General features: G+C 55.3%; 12 protein-coding genes and 5 pseudogenes. 12 read left to right on the forward strand and 5 right to left on the reverse strand.

Annotated features, from left to right (window positions below):
- Window positions 1–19 precede the first annotated feature (19 nt).
- From NDO75_RS25985 to NDO75_RS25995, 3 genes are read left to right on the forward strand one after another with little or no spacing between them, the layout of a single operon-like run.
- Complete coding sequence (locus tag NDO75_RS25985) at window positions 20–1951, forward strand: NosD domain-containing protein (protein WP_310909451.1); 1932 nt, start codon at window positions 20–22, stop codon at window positions 1949–1951.
- Window positions 1944–2669: an ABC transporter ATP-binding protein gene (locus NDO75_RS25990; RefSeq protein WP_310909452.1), complete on the forward strand. Its 726-nt coding sequence runs from the start codon at window positions 1944–1946 to the stop codon at window positions 2667–2669. Before NDO75_RS25985 ends, NDO75_RS25990 begins: the two co-directional genes overlap by 8 nt.
- On the forward strand, window positions 2666–3556 hold the full coding sequence (locus NDO75_RS25995; protein WP_310909453.1) for an ABC transporter permease subunit: 891 nt from the start codon (window positions 2666–2668) through the stop codon (window positions 3554–3556). Before NDO75_RS25990 ends, NDO75_RS25995 begins: the two co-directional genes overlap by 4 nt.
- 77 nt (window positions 3557–3633) lie before the next feature.
- Here NDO75_RS25995 and NDO75_RS26000 read toward each other — a convergent pair whose 3' ends face one another.
- On the reverse strand, window positions 3634–4233 hold the full coding sequence (locus NDO75_RS26000) for a nitrous oxide reductase accessory protein NosL (RefSeq protein WP_310909454.1): 600 nt from the start codon (window positions 4231–4233) through the stop codon (window positions 3634–3636).
- 444 nt (window positions 4234–4677) lie between these two features.
- Between NDO75_RS26000 and nrfD the strand changes: the two genes are divergently transcribed.
- The gene (nrfD, locus tag NDO75_RS26005; protein WP_310909455.1) at window positions 4678–5994 is read left to right on the forward strand and encodes an NrfD/PsrC family molybdoenzyme membrane anchor subunit; all 1317 of its coding nucleotides are present in this window, start codon (window positions 4678–4680) and stop codon (window positions 5992–5994) included.
- Window positions 5995–6945: 951 nt separating this feature from the next.
- On the opposite strand, the gene NDO75_RS26010 is transcribed toward nrfD, so the two are convergent.
- On the reverse strand, window positions 6946–7686 hold the full coding sequence (locus NDO75_RS26010) for a hypothetical protein (protein WP_310909456.1): 741 nt from the start codon (window positions 7684–7686) through the stop codon (window positions 6946–6948).
- A 957-nt stretch (window positions 7687–8643) separates the two neighbouring features.
- Between NDO75_RS26010 and NDO75_RS26015 the strand changes: the two are divergent.
- Window positions 8644–9207, forward strand: a pseudogene (locus tag NDO75_RS26015) (DDE-type integrase/transposase/recombinase).
- A gap of 157 nt (window positions 9208–9364) precedes the next feature.
- Window positions 9365–10078 carry a type II CAAX endopeptidase family protein gene (locus NDO75_RS26020; protein WP_310909457.1) on the forward strand — a complete coding sequence of 238 codons (714 nt, stop codon included), beginning with the start codon at window positions 9365–9367 and terminating at the stop codon, window positions 10076–10078.
- Between the two features lie 132 nt (window positions 10079–10210).
- Here NDO75_RS26020 and NDO75_RS26025 read toward each other — a convergent pair whose 3' ends face one another.
- Window positions 10211–10894 (reverse strand): plastocyanin/azurin family copper-binding protein, encoded by a 684-nt coding sequence (locus NDO75_RS26025; RefSeq protein WP_310909458.1) that lies wholly within the window; start codon window positions 10892–10894, stop codon window positions 10211–10213.
- 149 nt (window positions 10895–11043) lie between these two features.
- Here NDO75_RS26025 and NDO75_RS26030 point away from each other — a divergent pair, with 149 nt between their 5' ends.
- The 5 genes and pseudogenes from NDO75_RS26030 (at window position 11044) to NDO75_RS26050 (ending at window position 14761) form a co-directional block, all read left to right on the forward strand.
- A complete protein-coding gene (locus NDO75_RS26030) occupies window positions 11044–11409 on the forward strand; it encodes an SHOCT domain-containing protein (RefSeq protein WP_310909459.1) in 366 nt (121 codons plus the stop codon).
- Window positions 11378–11775 (forward strand): annotated as a pseudogene (locus tag NDO75_RS26035) (DNA-binding protein); the annotation flags it as partial. The gene NDO75_RS26030 and the pseudogene NDO75_RS26035, both read left to right, overlap by 32 nt.
- 342 nt (window positions 11776–12117) lie before the next feature.
- Window positions 12118–12651 (forward strand): hypothetical protein, encoded by a 534-nt coding sequence (locus NDO75_RS26040; protein WP_098727538.1) that lies wholly within the window; start codon window positions 12118–12120, stop codon window positions 12649–12651.
- A gap of 367 nt (window positions 12652–13018) precedes the next feature.
- A pseudogene (locus tag NDO75_RS26045) lies at window positions 13019–13848 on the forward strand (DUF955 domain-containing protein); the annotation flags it as partial.
- Window positions 13849–13980: 132 nt separating this feature from the next.
- Window positions 13981–14761, forward strand: a pseudogene (locus NDO75_RS26050) (hypothetical protein).
- Between the two features lie 322 nt (window positions 14762–15083).
- Here the strand turns inward: NDO75_RS26050 and NDO75_RS26055 are convergent.
- Together NDO75_RS26055 and NDO75_RS26060 are read right to left on the reverse strand one after the other, a co-directional pair.
- Window positions 15084–15560 carry a hypothetical protein gene (locus NDO75_RS26055; RefSeq protein WP_310909498.1) on the reverse strand — a complete coding sequence of 159 codons (477 nt, stop codon included), beginning with the start codon at window positions 15558–15560 and terminating at the stop codon, window positions 15084–15086.
- A 395-nt stretch (window positions 15561–15955) separates the two neighbouring features.
- The gene (locus NDO75_RS26060) at window positions 15956–16213 is read right to left on the reverse strand and encodes a hypothetical protein (protein WP_310909460.1); all 258 of its coding nucleotides are present in this window, start codon (window positions 16211–16213) and stop codon (window positions 15956–15958) included.
- 1083 nt (window positions 16214–17296) lie between these two features.
- Between NDO75_RS26060 and NDO75_RS26065 the strand changes: the two are divergent.
- Window positions 17297–17445, forward strand: a pseudogene (locus NDO75_RS26065) (transposase); the annotation flags it as partial.
- Window positions 17446–17490 lie beyond the last annotated feature (45 nt).

A 17490-nucleotide genomic window follows, 5' to 3' on the forward strand; every position in this document is an offset into this window, starting at 1 on the left:
CAGTGGCCAACTACCGGCCGTGATCGATCGCTCCGCCAGCACCGTCTTTCTGAGCTTCCTTCTCGTCACCTCCCTCTGCGCTGCGGGGCTGTTCGCCGTCGACGTGGGATCGACATCGCCTGAGCCCGTCGCGTTCAACAACACGGTGTCCGTCGGCCTCACGCTCGAGTCCGAGTACTCGCTCGACGATGCGGTCAAACTCCCCCGTGCGCAGGTATTCTACTCGCAGTATCAGTACGTCGTCGGCTACTACGGCGTCGAGACGTTCGTCGAGAACCAGCGACAGCCGGCGCACGACCAACGGTTCGGCTACCCGCTGACGGTGTACGTCACCAACTACAGCGACACCGAGGTTGAACTGACCGACGAGGGCTATCCGGTTACCGACGGATCCCCCGGCTGGACCGACGCCGAGACGGCGTGGTTCGTCGTCGGCAGCGAGGCTCGGACGCCGGCCGGAGAGACCGTCATTCCGTTCGCCGACCGCGACGATGCACGGGCGTTTACCGACGAGCACGGTGGCTCCGTCCAGCCGTGGGAGGCAGTCCTCGAGCGCTCGTTCGATCGCGACGATGCGGCGGTCGCTCGCGACCGGGTCGACGACCACCGACAGCTGGCGGACGAGCGGGTCGAAAACGCGACCGCACTCACTGAGCGGCCGACATCGCTGGTTGTTGGCGAGAATAGGGACACCGTTCAGGCGGCGATCGATCGGGCACCGGCGAACACGACGGTCGTCCTCCCGGAGGGGACGTACGCAGAGAAGATCGAGATCGATCGGCCGATCACGCTCGCCGGCGAGGGGAACGTGACGCTTCGCGGCGACGGCAACGGCTCGGTGATCACCGTCACCAGCGACCGAGTGGCGGTTCGGGGGATCGACATCACCGGCGTTGGGAACGTGACGCGGGAAGGCGGTGATATTCCCGTCGAGATCGACGAACAGGCGTGGGACGCCACCTTCACGAAGTACTACGCCGGGACCGACGCCGGGATCGCGGCCTACGACGCGAGGGGGCTCCTCGTCCAAAACGTCAGCATCGAGACGCCAGCGAGCGGGATCATCGCCTACCAGAGCGAAGATGCCGTCGCCCAGAACGTCACGGTGTCGGGGCCCGGCCCAGCGGCTGGACTCGCCGGAATCTTGCTGTTCCAGTCACCCAGCGTCGTCGAGAACTCCACGTTCCACGGCGGGAGAAACGGCATCTACCTCTACCGCTCTCCGCGGACCATCGTCAGATCGAACACGATCGAGAACAACTTTCTCGGCGTCCACCTGATGTATACGGGCGATACCCTTCTCGCGGACAACGAACTGCGCGAGCAGCCAAACCACGCCATCATGATCATGACCGGTCCTGAGCGGAACGCGGTCGTTGGGAACACGGTCCGAAACGCCGAAGCCGGCATCAGCACAGGTGGAAGCGGCACCTATGTGGCGTACAACCTCTTAGCGAACAACGATCTCGGGCTCCGCGTCGACTCGACCACGTCGATCTACGAGCACAACGTCATCGTCGGCAATGACGTCGGCGCGGAAGCGAGCGCCCTGTTACCGACGAACCGCGTCGTGGACAACGACTTCGTTGGAAACGACATCCACGCCACCGCGATGTCAGGCCCACTCCGGGTCTGGAGCCGTGACGGCCGCGGCAACTACTGGCAGGGCGCTGCCGGCGTCGCTAACGGCGGCCAGTCCGACCTATCGTACTCGCCGACCGATCCCATCGACAGGCGATTACATCGGACCGACGGGACGCCGACACTCGCCCGGGCACCGGCGCTCAAAGCCCTCGCCGGACTCGAAGGCACTGTCCCCGGAATGCGGACTGGAAGTATCGTCGACCGAGCACCGAGTTGCGCACCGAACAATCCGGACGTGCTCGAGCGGACCGAGTGGAAAGACGACGCCTGGACATGTTACGAAACAACACAGACAAGCAATGACTGAGTCAGCACCCATTCTCGAGGCGACCGACATCAACCACGACTACGGGTCGGTTTCCGTGCTCCAGGACGTCTCGGCGACCATCAAGCGCGGACGTGTGACGGCCCTGATCGGACCAAACGGCTCCGGGAAGACGACGCTCATCCGCGTCCTCGCCGGACTGCACGAACCGACGGCAGGGGACATCGCGTACAACGGCCCCGACACCGCCCGGCGGATCGGCTACCTACCGCAGCATCCGTCGTTCCGGCCCGGGTTCACGGCCCGCGAGACGCTTCGATTCTACGCGTCGCTCGTCGGCAGCGACGAGACCGACGCGATGGCACAACTCGAGCGGGTCGGCCTCGAGGACGCGGCCGATCGGAACGTCGAGGCTCTCTCCGGCGGGATGACCCGGCTGCTCGGCATCGCGCAGGCGACGATCGGTGACCCGCCGATCGTTATCCTCGACGAGCCCGGCAGCGGGCTGGATCCCGGAATGCGACAGCACGTCTTCGATGTCGCGTCGACCCTCGCTGACGACGGGATCGCGGTCCTGCTGAGTTCACATGATCTGGAACTCGTCGGGCAGGTCACCGACGACGTGCTCATCCTCGCCGACGGGCGGACCGCCGAGCAGGGATCGACGGCCGGTCTGGGCGCCGATTCGCTGCGATCGGTCTACGACGATGCCGTCGGCGGCGAGCGAGACACCGTACAAGTGTTAGGTGAGCGCGCATGAGCGAGGACACGAACCGATCCGGCGAGGTCGCCGCCCAGGAGAAGACCCGAGACGACCGCTCGCAACCGACGGCCCCCGGCTCGAGACACCGGCTCGAGACGATCGTCGGGCGGGAGCTCCGCACGGTCGTGCGCACCCGAACGTTCTTCATCCTCGGACTCGCGTTCGCCACCGTCGTCGTGGGCATCGCCTGGGTCGGTGGGAGTGTCCGCGCTGGCTACGTCCCGACGCTGGTCGACCTGCTCACACCGCTTGAACTACTCGTTCCGGTGGTCGCCGTGGCGTTCGGCTATCGCGCCATCATCGGCGATGCACAGCGCGGCGAACTGGACGTGCTAAAGACGTATCCGGTCTCAAACCGCGAGATCGTCTTCGGCGTCTACACTGGCAGGGCGATAGGCCTGGTGACCACCATCGTCGTTCCGCTCGTCCTCGCCGCGCTCATGGTGGCCCTCTTCAAAGACGAGGGGCGGACGCTCTATGCCTCGCACTCGGGCGTCGACTCGCCGCTCTTGTTCGCCCGATTCGTCGTCCTGACGGTCCTATTCGCGCTGACCGTCCTCGCGGTCGCGATCGCGATCTCGGCGGTGGTCAGCGGCACGCGCAGCGCGCTTGCGCTGTCGGTCGTCGCGCTCGTCGTTCTTCTCGTCGGATTGGACCTGGCGCTCGTCTACGGCTTTTCGTCTGGGATGATCGGCGACGAGAGCCTCATCTACGCACTCGCGATCAGTCCGCTCAGCGCGTATCGAGGACTCGTCTTCGAGAGCGCGATCGTCGTCGCGTCCGGGACCGGACCGGCGGCGGCGTCACCGATCGCGAGTTTGTTGAGTTTCACCGGCTGGACGACCACGTCGCTCGGGATCGCGACGTGGGTATTGAACCGATAGTCGACGCTCACGGTTGAGACCCATTTCAGGGCCGCACCCTGATTGATCCCCCACGCCGATCGTCGAAATGCGACAGCTCAGTTCATCAGCGACATGACCAGTTCCCGCGTGACTTCGTCGTGTGTGTAATTATCCCCACCGTATTCGGCCTGGAACTCGTCAGCCTGATCGGCGTCACCGAAAGGAATCATCGAGCTTCCCATCGCCCCCTCGATCTCACTGCCGGCGACCATCGTCAGATCCGATACGTCGGCGAATGCGTCGGCCTCGAGGTGGCGGGAGATAACGGGTCGCTGGCCGCTGTCGTTGACCTCGTACTCAACCGCCGAGTAGTCGGTCCGATACGAAACGGCAGGTTCATTTTCGCTCTGGTGGTCGAAGGTGAACGCGTACGCACAGAGCGTGCTACAGAACTGCGCCGGCCGATCTTCGTCGAGAACCGCCGTCGGGTCCTCGTAGTGGGACTGGCCGGCCGGGCCGGGATGCCTGCCGACCATCATAGTACAGTTGTCACATGCGTGCTCTGGGTCAATACTGACCGGATCAGGGGCATTCGCTGTCCCCTGATTACTGAAACAACCGGCGACCGATCCGAGACCGGCGGCTGCGATACCACCGAGAACGGTCCGACGCATCACAGGCCCGTCAATTCTCGCAACTGAAGTCGGCGGTTCCATACTAGATGATGGCAGGCAACGGATAAACCGTGTCTGGTACGATTACCGAACATCGACACCGACAGTAAGCGATGATCCACGAGTTCGAGCGCGTCCTATAGGTCGTGCTGCCGGAATAGAGCCGGGATGAGTAAGTGGGCCATCCGATAGGGCGGATCGTCCTGACGGGCCTGCTGTGCGCTCTCATGGACTAACGCTCGAGCTCGTGCTGGCGGCGACGGTCGTCTCGGTGCTAATCGGCGTTCCAATAGGCGTAGGAAGCGCTGTCTACCCTGACCACAAACTAGATCGGTGGATACGATGTAGGATCTGCTCGAATATCTTCCCAAAATAACCCATCCTCCGAAACTATGTGGGTAGGACTCAAGGTGAGATCGCTCTTATCGACTTGCAAATGCATAGCACGGTGGTAAATGAAGTGACAATGAGTCTCACTGTAGGACGATGGGAACAAAAACACCAAGCGAGGCCGACATCTTGCGCCCAATCGGAGCAACTTCGAAAACATACTTCGCGCTGGTCGCCATCGCAGGGCTAGCATTTGTTCTCTTCCTTATCGGCTGGGCCTATCAGCTACAAGAGGGGCTGATAGTCACCGGGCTCGGCGACTGGGGAAGTGGCGGCGGTGTTACTTGGGGGGTATATATCGGCGCATTCATTTGGTGGGTCGGTATCGCCCACGGCGGGATCATCCTCTCGGCTGCAGTCAGGCTACTCGGGATGGATCGGTACATGCCAGTTGCACGACTCGCCGAGTTACTGACCATTGCCGGTCTCTCTGCTGCAGGCTTTTACATCATTGTCCATCTCGGCCGGCCAGATCGGATGGTCACGAGCGTCGTCGGCCACTACCACATCACCGTCCACTCTTCACCGCTAGTGTGGGACGTAACCGTCATCACGGCCTACTTTGTACTGACAGCGACCTACCTCTCATTGACCCTGCGTTACGATGTGACTCGGCTACGTGACCAGTTGCCAGATCGCCTCGACCCGATCTACCGACTCATGACGATCGGCTACACCGAGAAGGAAGATGAGATCGTCGAGCGAATGGTCTGGTGGCTCGCTCTCGCGATTATCATCATGGCCCCGCTCTTGCTCCACGGCGGCGTCATTCCGTGGCTGTTCGCCGTGTTGCCGAGTTACCCGACTTGGTTCGGCGGCGTCCAAGGGCCCCAGTTCCTCACCATCGCACTGACCTCAGCGATCAGCGGCGTGATCCTCCTCTCATTGGCGTTCCGCCGCGCCTACGACTGGGATCACATCATCACCGACGATATTTTCCGCGGGCTGCTCCTGTGGCTCGGATTCTTCTGTCTCCTCTTCCTCTGGCTCCAACTCCAACAAAACATCACCGGGCTATTCACAGCACCTGTCGATCTGACAATTGCGGCCACGGCGAGGGCTACTAACCCCATTTATCTTACCTCGATGTCACTGGTCTTCCTGACGCTTTCGTATATCTTCGCCCAAGCGATCCGGCCGGCACTATTCACTAAGCGACGGGCCGCTGTTTCAGGCATCGCTGTCCTCATCGCAACACTCCTCGAGAAGGTTCTGTTTGTCGTTGAAGGCTTTCTGGAACCGACGTTCAATATCTACGCCGCGGTCCCAGGCGTCTACATCCCGAGTCTAATTGAGATTGCGTCGATTACCGGGACAATCGGCATGGTCGGCCTGTTCTTCCTGCTTGTCGCCAAAGTGTTCCCGGTTGTCGAACTCCACGCGATCGAACACCTGCGCGACGACCACGAATAGCGATATACATCGTTATCTGCCAGCCGAATTTTTCGGTAGTACCATATATGTCCATTATGCCGTGTCGTTCATAGTACATTCGATACTGGCGTTCAAATTGGTCAATGTAGTGAGAATGTCGTTGTAGAGCGTCAGATCGAAGCGAATGACATAACTGATATTGACCTCTCGATGGCCGTGTGCACATCTACGCCTGAGAATATCGTGATAGCCATTTGGCTTGTCGATATCTATGGTGGCTATGCACATCATCAGCTCTGATCGGTCACTCATAAGACTCCCGACATTGGCTGGTTCCGTACTAACCCTGGTGTCTTCAAAGAGAGTTCAATGCCCCTCGAGCGGGATGTAGTGGAGGGGATTCAACAACACTGGAGACGCAGAGGTGTGGATTGACGATTTGTGGAGCCACGAGAAGCTGGAGGAGGGGTACGTCATGATATCATGGGACGACGGATAAGAAGGTGGCACTGATCCACGACGAGTTTGGTGCTACTTCTATATTAGGCGTTGTTCGACAATGGACGAGGAATAACCGCGACGGAATCATGACTACTGACCAGCTGTTAGAACGATTTTCAAGGCGGGCATTACATTGTCTACCCCCACAGCAATTTCGACCAGACAGTTCTCGATATTATTCCTGATAACTACTATGCTGGCGGCTTTAATTAGTCTGGAAATGTAAACACTACTTCTGGAATAATGATATAAACTAAACACGACCGGATGTGATTAGCAATGTTCGATCACGTCCGCTCGGAGGTCTCAAAAATGGGAGAGAAGTGACCGTGCAAGATCGGTTCGTGAGTCGGTTCTACTAGCGACTTCCTTGTCGTAGGCGAGATAGCTTTAGTCATCTTCTGGGTGTCAACTGTCCTAATTATAAGCCAATAAGGATTAGCAGGCCAGAATTCAGGACCTATCGTAAGCCTATGGAATTCTTCTGTTTCAATCCGCTGAAACGCTCGAGTTGGGAACCGTATGAGTGGGGAGCCGTGCTGATTCGACGGAATATACCAGAGTCCCGGTGAACAGGAGGATACTCGATATAATAAATATTGAAGTGAAAGGAGAAGCAGCATCAACGAACACCCAGTATACTGGTGCTGCAACCGTTGGCCCAGCAGCTAAAAGTACGATTTGAGACACAAGAGGGCCACAACAACCACAAGTACACGTTCCGAGGATTGCAGCAGATTTAGTGGTGTTCTCCGCTATTCCGGCTTGTTCTTCAGCACGCCAGTAGCGAGCGATAAGTGCAGCGTTCAAGCCGACCAGTACACTCAATAACCCTACGACAGTAATTACTCCGATCGAAATTGCAAAGAACAGCGGGACTTCTGGAAGCAATACTTCGAGCGTAGGCCACATCACGAGCTGGTATCGCACAGACATGACAGCAATCGTTACTTCTCTTGGGCCCCCGTCCTCTAATATAAAGGACATATATCCTGTTGTTGATATAAAGAAAAGTGCCATGATGAATCCAACACCAATTCCAAATCTCCGAGCGACCTGATCCTGTAGAACTGTTTTAAATACAGGCCTTGCGTCTTTCCAGAGAATATACCCTACAAAGAGGGGGGTGCTCAAGACAATCGCATAGCCGAGCGGATGGGAATCACTAGTATACCCTGGCAGCAGATTTGGATACATAATCCAGAGGCCCATCAACATTCCGAGAGACATATAGCGAGGACGTGTCGGCCATCGGAGCCATCCAATAATGAAGCTTGACAATATAATTAGCATGCCAACGGATAATGAAAGCGGTTGGTACCAAGATCGCGGAAACGGTATTGAGCTCGCTGTATACGTCGGCTCCGGTGCTAACCCTTCAAAGAGGATAGCTCCGACAGCAGTCACGACAATTCCGAAGAACACCGTATAAATTGCGACTGTCGGCGAGATATAGTTCGTACGCTTTAGAAGGAGAGCCCCGCCAAGGACTGCCATTCCGCTGAGAATAATGACGGCTCCATGCCATTGTGAGAGTCCCGAGGTTGTAGTCCCACCGTGTGCAGACACAGTTGGCAGTTGTGTGAGGATAATAAACGTACACACGAGAAGAGAGAGGTACCGTCTATATTCTTGGAACTCCGATCTCCCAATGATCCTCTCTCTTGTTAGCCATTGATTCGGTGCCATTAGCGAACCTTACCCAGTGAGCTACTTCTACCTGACGGATACGAACGATAGACTATAATGTTGGATGGATTTTGTCCAGCACAAATCACAGCGGTCAGACTGATGTTACCTTCTTGAGGAGAAAATGCCTGTAACTTTCGATAGAAATCCGGAAGAAGATTGCCTTCTATAATCACTGTCATTTGAAGATGCTTCTATCTCTTCACTAGGGACATCTTCTTCAGAATCATTTCCGCCTTCGGGATCTTGACAATAAATGCACATCCTTATGATTGGTCATACACTCTCACATGTATAGACCTACCGGGCATTGGCTAATATTCTGCCATAAAATGGACAGATTCTACTATCACGTGCAAGTGAGGAACATGTTTGTAGTAGTGTCTAAATTGTCAGAGCAAGTAATGCCAAAGTTGTCACAGTGTATCTGTCACTCGAAGAGTTCCTCAACGGGAGTTTAGACGCGATTTAGAAGGTTTTTGGGAGAACGAACGGACGATGACGCCCATCAGGGTGTTCGCCGTCTGTCTCCACGAAATTAGCTGTTCGCTTCGAGAGACATCAATAATCTTCGTTGAATTAGGCGTCGAACGCCCTCACGTGGTGGTCTATAATTGGGTACTTCGGCTAGCTGACAGCGGACGTGACCCATTGACGGCGGTGCCGTCGACGGGTCGCTGTTGACGAAACCGCTGTTAAGATAAACGGCGGGTGGTCTTGGTTGTATGATGCAATAGACATCGAGTCAAAGTTAATTCTTGATGTCGCGTTGTTTGGTCAGTATGGCACTGATCTGGCAACTGCACTCCTCCAGAAACTCCGCAAGAACCCCGATCTCTCGGAGACTGAATTTCACGTCTGTCATTCGGCTATCTGACTGCCCTCTCACGAATAGGACTGAGCGGTCGAGTTAACTATACTAACCGAAACACATCAGGGAGTGGTTTCACATTCAAAATGTGTATTGGCCGCTTCCATACCCTGTGGGTGGACAGCCGGGCGAGCGTCCGCGAGTAGCTTGAACAGTTCATGCATTACTACAACCATCAAAGACCATATTAGGATCTCGACGGAAACACATCAGCCGAGGTGGTTCAGAACTAGACAATGACCGACAACATATATCATGCAGACTGACGGAAGTCAATTATCTGTTCAGAACCGCGCTTAGCGAATCGAACTTTGTTTATAATGTCCTCCCCAAGATACACGCAACGGAATGAACGATTCACGTATCCAATCGACCTCTACAGCTATCGGTCTCACCTATGGATCGTATATTATTGGAAATATAGTTCTTATCATTGCGGCACTTACCTTGGGGGCCATCGGTCTAAACCTCACGGCACAACCATCACTCCACGTATTACTCAGTACAGTTCTGCTCCAGGGAGTGACCTATGGTGGTATTGCGATCATCTATCTCAAAGTTCGTAATCTCGATTTCGAATTTGTTCCGTTCTCTATACCGAGTAAACGGGACCTTGTTATTACCGTTATTGGAACGGTAGGCATTCTCGGACTTCTTTTTGCAATGTCATCGGCTATTTCGTATCTTGGGCTAGAGTCAGCCCAAAATAAGGTCGTCGAGATCGGCCAGCAGAGTCCGGCGACTTTTCTTCTCCTCATCCTCCTCTCGTTTCTATTGGTTGGGCCTGGTGAAGAGTTGCTGTTTAGAGGGCTTGTCCAAGGTGTACTCCGAGAATCATTTACACCAGTCCGAGCGATCGTTCTCGCCAGTGCCTTGTTCGCCTCACTCCATCTTTTCTCCCTCACGGGAAATGGGAAGCTCGTGTATATTGGTATTACTTTTGTACTCGCCCTCGTACTTGGGGCAACGTATGAATATACGGAGAATATTATCGTACCATCACTTATTCACGGTGCGTACAACGCCATTCAGTTCGCCTTTGCATATTTAGCTGCAACCTGAGACAGATGGTCCAGAAGAGGGATACTCAAAACGTATAAGTCGCATGTCTATTTCGTGCTTGAATTGTACTGCGCATTTAATTTACGGGTAATAGACAGCTCAAATCATGATCGTTCTCATATACGCAATATATTATCTAATCTGTCCAGTGAAATCACTATACGATACAGAACCCTGATTGGCGATTATCTGACTCTCCGGAACATCACCGTCCGGCGGCATACTTCCCTCAGCTGGACCCCCGGGTTCTCCGACGACGATTCGACCGACCATGCCCTGCGACTTATGGGGAATACAGAAGTAATCATACGTACCGGGCTCCTGAAAGGTGTGAGTATAGGTCGCCCCCTGCTTGGTTAGCGTTTTACTAGTGAATGCGCTGGCATCTTCAGGGAAACGTGTCTCTGAAACTAATCTATTCCCCCCTTTATATGCTGTCGCCGAGTGAGCTCCACTTTGAAGCTTGAAGGCGACCGTGTCTCCCGATTCCAGAAATAAGCCAATGGGATCAAAGTAGTGATCGTCACCTTCCGTAACCATTTGGACTGTATTTGAGGCTCTGTCAGACTCCTGGGTGTCCGTCGTAGAGCCAGTATCCCCATTCTCATTACCAGATCTACTGCATCCTGCAAGAATAGTTACACCGCCAGCAACGGCAGTGCCCACTATCTGAAGAAGTGATCGCCGTTCCATAGCCCATCTCCACGCTCTGATTTCATAAAGAATAAACCCGATTCCAAGGAAGTAGGAATTGTCGTTTTTTGTAGCTTTATACCGCTGCCGTTTATAGTATAATAGAACTATACTCTGTGACATGCCTCGCCGTAGCCGAGATCGGCATACTGTGTATCTAATGGCCACACTATTACCTGATCTCGGCCTCTCTCGTGAACACCATCAGCAGAGGGAACCCTAACGCCAGCCTCTGGCGGTGTTTCTAAAAACCGTGGCTTCTCTACAGCGTCGTGGTCAGCAGCGGCGCTGCATTAATAACCTATCTAGCTATGTCAGTTTCCCGTGAGCAGCTACAGGACGACTCCGACCCTGATCCCGTCGCCGACCTTCGCGAGCAGTACGCTGCCGGCGAGATCGACCATGTAGAGTTCGAACGCCAGCTCGTGTTCTACATCGACGACCACAACGAGCGAATCTGGACTATCGTCGAGGACATCAACGGCGTCGGGCCGGCGACAGGCAGGCGATCACCCGCAAGTTCGATTCGCTCGATGAGCTGCGGGCGAGTGGCCGAGATCAGCTTGAGGATGTGCATGGCGTTGGCGAACAGATGGCCGGTACCATTCTCGGGCGGCGATCAGCCAGCGGTTGAGTGAGGCCGTCGTCGGTGGCCAAGACTTGACGAGTACGGTCGTCAACGTGTTCGAGGAACTGCAGACGGCCCTCAGATAGGTAGTTCTCATCACAAAACTCAAGGAAGTTTCCCGAAAGGAAGTGAGCATCGAAGAGTGTGTCAAAACCCTGTGAGAATCCTCACATTCGAGCATTGCACAGGTCAGGCTCATCACGGACGACAGTGGCCAGACGCGCGTGACAATCTGGAAGTCATCAGACGCGCCGTGATCGAAGAAGGCGAGCAAGTGTGCATTTACAAGGCTACTCAGAACTGGCATGAATGACGTGTCTCACTGGCCGTGACCGGGTGGACGACGGTCCACTTCCCCAAGCGCGGCCATTGGTAGGAATAGCCAGGCTGGAGCCCTTTTTTACTGGTGTGAACGCAGTCACCGCCACCTCCTATCTCCTCCACGGTCCGGGCTGTTCACGACCGATGGCCGTTTCGCTGCCGGACTTTCGCCATAGCATAAGTTCGTGCTGCCGCTAACTGAACGGCCTTCAGTAACGATTCATCGGTCTATATCCTGCAGTTGCACCGAAAATTACTGACAGGAGTTCATATGGAAGGGCTAGTGCGTCCGGGACGTTCAGGGAGGAATGATATTATATTTAACAATAAATTATAGACAGAACGGAGTCAAGTCGACTACGGAACACTTATTCGCCTCACGACACCTATTTTTGATATGGGAGTTCTCGAGCAAATGCTGGGCAAGACTGAACCCGGCGAACAGGGTATCAAAGAGCAATCGTACACGCTCCCGAAAGAGACACATGGCTTCGTCTATCCCGTCGCAGTCCGGCGCGACGAAGTCGAGACGTTCGCCGAACTTGTCGAGGCCGAAGCGGACGCATCGCCGCTTGCGGACACCAGCGACGACCTCCAGTCGGTCTTCGATGGGATGGTCGGCGAGGGGGAGATTGACACCGAGGAGCTGGCCGAGCAACTATCCAGTCCCCGGCAGGCAGTCGAGCCCATAATCGATACCTGGCAGGACGCAGTCGACCAAGACATCGGCGTCGTCTACGCTCGCGTGGGTGCCTACGAGAACCTGCTGGCGTTCGTCAAGTTCTGCAAGCAACGTGATGAAGATGTCGACGACCCGTTCAAACTTCCAGAGACCTTCTCGAAGGCGGCGGCGCTGCTCAAACGGCTCGAGGAGGGAACCGATACCCGGTATCGCGCGCTGGTCCACACTGACCTCTTGCCTGATCAATAATGGAACCCCGCGAACAGCTTTCGCTCCGATCTCGTAGGGACTGATAGAGGAATTTGCCAATAGAATACAAGGGTCGGTAATGGATTGGCTCAACGACATCACACTTGAGAAAGTCCACAAAATACGCGAGCAATAGACAAAGGAAACTGCGAGAACAAGTACAGTAAAGGTCACGCGTACTGGTTATTGAATGATGCCATGCTGCTTGAGAGGTGTAAATACATGAAAGCTCGTCTGGCAGATATCCATTTTAGATACTAAAAGACGTTTCTGTGTCCCACGAGTATATGAGGGAGCCGGAGTTGTTCATCGCCCCTCGTGAACACCATGACTCTCAGAGATGTTTTATGAGACGACGTTTGACGAAGACGTTCAGAGTCGTGGAAGCGACTACTCGTATCGGAACCGCTCCTGATCAAGCGCCAGTGTCTCGAAGCGACGAAGGTTGTCGGCTACTGAACCTGACAAGAGGAGTTCAACCGGCACGTCGAGGAGGATGAACAGGCCATCTGGATCTGAGCCCCGATCGTCACGAAGCAGTGCCTATAGTAGCCACTGAAACGAATTACACACTGATCACAACGCCGTCGCGCGATCAGGTATGTATTGACTTTCAGTGACTACTATAGAATGCGAGAATTTACCGAGCTACCACGAAGGGAGTAACTGCGACTATGATGAGACACCACTGGAGGAATGGTCAAAAGGCCTTGTCAGATTTAAGGCCGTACCTGTATTCGATATCCCACAGACTGGCGGTGAGCCGCTTCCACAACTCGACACGGAAGCGACTGGTGACGCCGACGATCTCGTAGCCCAGCTGACTGGCGCCGCAGATGACCTCGGGGTGACGGTTCGCATCGTCCCGAAGCAGAGTGGTCACACGGCGACGCGAAAAAGTATCTGTGAGCAAATCAGCCTCATCGACATCCAGCCCTCGTCGAGATTCGAGGACGAGTAAATGAAGCCGATCTTGCGCGAACACTCATCCACGAGTACGCCCATGCCCTGCTCCACTTCGTCGACGACACAGAGCGGTCAAAGCGTGAGGTGGAGGCAGAAGCCGTCGCGTACATCGTCGGCCAGCACTTCGGGCTTGCTACGAGCGGCTTGGCGTTCTACCTCGCGGCGTGGGAGTCAAACGATCCAGAGGTCGTTCACAATCGGCTCGACAGGATCAGTCACACGGCAGAATAGATCATAGACGTGCTCGAAGAAGAGTCAGGTTCACGCATATTAACTAACGGCCGGACCCAGGAGCGTCATTCGTTAGTTAAGTCTATCAGCGCCCGCCGAGGGGCGGAGGCACATTTTGGTCTCCATCGAATTATGACTGACCGATATCTCACGGCGATTCTCGAGAAGATACGACAAGTCGTGAGCACCACGACCAAGTCGCCCGGTTGCCGGACAAACAAGCCCACGAGTATCTTCGTATGCTGTCCTCCGGATACTCAAAGGAGAGACAGACGAACTACTTGCAGCTGCCTCACAAATCGACGGTGTGACCGTCGGATACGGTAGCGACGAGGCGATGTTCGACAGTTGGAGCCGTGACGCCGAGTGGTGGGACACTGTCCCGCTGCAAGACGAGTGTATCCGCTTCCGGATCTTCTACCCCGACGAGTACGAGGTCGCCCCGCAGATCATCGCCGACGTGATGGCAGCCCTCGATGCATGGCGTGTCTAGTCGGGCAACGCTGCCGTCTGCGGCTCCTACGATCATCGTAACCGTCGCGAACTTCACTACCTCTGGCCGGGGGGTCATTCTGTCGAGGACCTCCTGCTGGAATGGCTTCAGGATCGTGACAGCGTCGCACTCGATGGGGGACAGACAGGTGATGTCCGCGACCGCATGGTCGTCTCGGAGTACTCAATCCAGCGTGACGATCTCGAACCGCGAACGAGACGCGCCGTCACTGGGGAGATGTCGGTCTCCCTGCTCGAGAAGGGCGGTCGATATGAGGTACAGTCGGAGTCTATAGTAGCCACTGAAACGAATTACACGCTGATCACAACCCGTCGCGCGATCAGGTGTGTATTGACCTTCAGTGACTACTATAGGAACCGATACGAAATCGACGTGATCGATGAATCTGATGGTCAGTGACGCAGAGGATAATAGTGTGCTGGATACCTTATCCACCGAGCGATTGACGGGGAATAGTAGCGATTTGGTGCAGAAATTAGACAAGTACCGGCTCTCAACGCCCGTGTTGATCTTACCGCCGTAGAATACAAACAGTCGATGAGAAGCGGTCAATAGAGGCTCCTATCACTGGGCAAAAATTCTGCATTAGTTTACATGGCCGCAAGGATCGGGCTATGGGTTGTTAGGTTCTGCTCGCTTCCGTCTGGGTTACAGACGGTCAGGACCAGTGGTTATAGCAGGGAAATACGTAGATTTTTACTACTGGAGCACGGTCAACCGGTTATTCACTGGTCCCGTTACCGCCAGTTTCGTTGCCACCGCTGCCGCCACCTTGGATTTGCAAGTCACCCTCCATATTCGGATGGGGCTCACAGCGGTATCTGGCCATCTCGCTACTGGCCGTAAAATCAAAGAACAGTCCGTCACCGGGGTCTGAGACCGGTTCGCCCGTCGTGAGGTCATCGATGACTTCGTCGTTACTATTCCGAATCTGCATGTTGTGGGCGGCACCATCGCCTTCCGACCAGCCGATCGTATAATCCTCACCCTCCTGAAGGATAAGCGTCGGATTCTGCTCGCCCTCGATTGAGGATGGGGCAAGACCTTCCCAGTAACTCGTTTGACCGCTAAAATCAAGTTGCGTTCCGGGTTCAATTTCGTAACCGTCGCTGCTACCACCGCCATTACCACCACCGTTACCACCACTGCAACCGGCGACAATCGCCGTCGATGTCGCAACACCAGCCAACTTGAGCATCCTCCGTCGTGATAGCCGCTCGTTTCGTGTCATCAAGTCACTCTTGTGCTCGTTCTCAAATGGGGATTTTGGTTCGAGTGTCGAAACGCAGTGTAAATTAGTATACATCCTTTTGGCTCTGTCAAATTCTGTTTCCCATATGAGCCTGTCCAAGAAACACTGACAGGGTAATTGGATTCTGCGAGTTCTGAGTTCACATGGCGTAGATTTTATCTAGCGGAAACTCCTGGATAGTGTAAGAATCCACCCGTGACGTCCAACATCATCCGATACGACCAAGATCAGCAACACCTCTTGCCGAAGAACGTCGCGGAGTGGGTTGAAGAAGATAGCCTCGAACGCTATGTTTCCGACGTCATCAATTATCTCGACAACGAGGGCCGGCTCGACTCCTTCTATCCGGAAGATCGGGAGGACGGCTGTGGGCGACCGTCCTTCCATCCCGTGATGATGCTGAAGATCCTCATCTTTGGGTACTGTATCGGGATCCGCAGCTCCCGAAAATCGACCGTCTCCTTGAACGTGACGTCGCTTTTCGCTACCTTGCCGCGAATCAACACCCTGACTTCCGTACAATCAGCCTCTTCCGCAAGAACCACCGCGAGGAGTTTGAGCACCTTTTCGTCGAAATCCTTCATCTCTGTCGCTGGCATGGTCAAAATGGGCGAAGTCGTCCTGGATAGCCGTCGCGGCCAGGGCGACGCTGCCCTCGACCAAAACCGGACTCATGAGTAGATCACCGAGGAAATCCACGACATCCTTGAGGAGCCTGCTGAGGTCAACGAAGCCGAAGATGACGAATACGGTCCCGAACAGCGTGGGAACGAGCTCCCGGAGGAACTCCGGGAGCGAGAGGACCGACTGAACCGATTACAGGAAGCCAGGGACCGACTCAACGCAAAGGAACAGCAACTCAAGGAGGAGCAAGCCGAGAAAATCTGCCAAAGAAAACAGGAGAAGGAAGAAATGGGCCAGAAGAAGCGTAGCCGGAAGCCCACACCTCCGGAGGAGGTGGAGCTTCCGGAGGACACGAAGGCAAACACGACAGACCCAGCGAGTCAAACGCTCAAAACCAGCAACGGGAGGAAACAGGGGTATAACGGCCAAACAATGGTAGACTGCGACACGCAGGTCACGTCGCTCAGGAGATCACTACTGACGCAAACGACGTACAGCAACTCAAGCCGATGCTGGAGAACTGGGAAGAAGTGAACGGCAAGCGCCCGGAGAAGGCGCTTGCCGACGCTGGGTATTGGAGCAAAGAGAATGCGCAGTTAGCAGATGGAACTGTTTATCGCCACGACCAAAGACTGGAAGCGACGGAAAGAACTTCGGGAGGCAGATCCGCCATGAGGACGGATCCCCAAGTAGTACGGGCTGAAAGAACGCATGGAGCGGAAACTCCGGACGAAACGAGGCAGAAGCATCTACCGCAAGCGTAGTCAAAGCGTAGAAGCAGTGTTCGGTCAGCACGTTACCCGCGGCTGCGACCGATTCCTGTTACGCGGGGAGACGGGGGCACAAGCGGAGTGGTCGTTGTTTTCGGCGACGCACAACCTGCTGAAACTGTGGCGGTCCGGCCGAGGGCCGGACGGCCACGAAGTGGCGGACGCGATCGCCGGATAACTGGGCCCGATTCTCATTTTGTCGACACTAACGGCCGGTCTGGCGAATCGTGTAGCGGTGTCTTCGATCGATATCGGATGACTGGTAGTGCGAATTCTTAGACAGGCTCCTCAGGACGACCGATTCTCAAGCGTCATCCAGAAATCAAACAGCGGTACTTCTGGGGAAGCGGTTTGTGGAAGGATGGGTACTACGCGGGACAACGGGTGCAGTTTCCGAAGATGTAGTTTGGCGGTACATTGAGGAGATGAAACAGTAGGTGAGCGTACGCGATTCACCCACGGGTCAGGTGACCCGTGGACCT

The sequence above is a fragment of the Natrinema sp. 1APR25-10V2 genome (assembly GCF_031626495.1).
Lineage (GTDB): Archaea > Halobacteriota > Halobacteria > Halobacteriales > Natrialbaceae > Natrinema.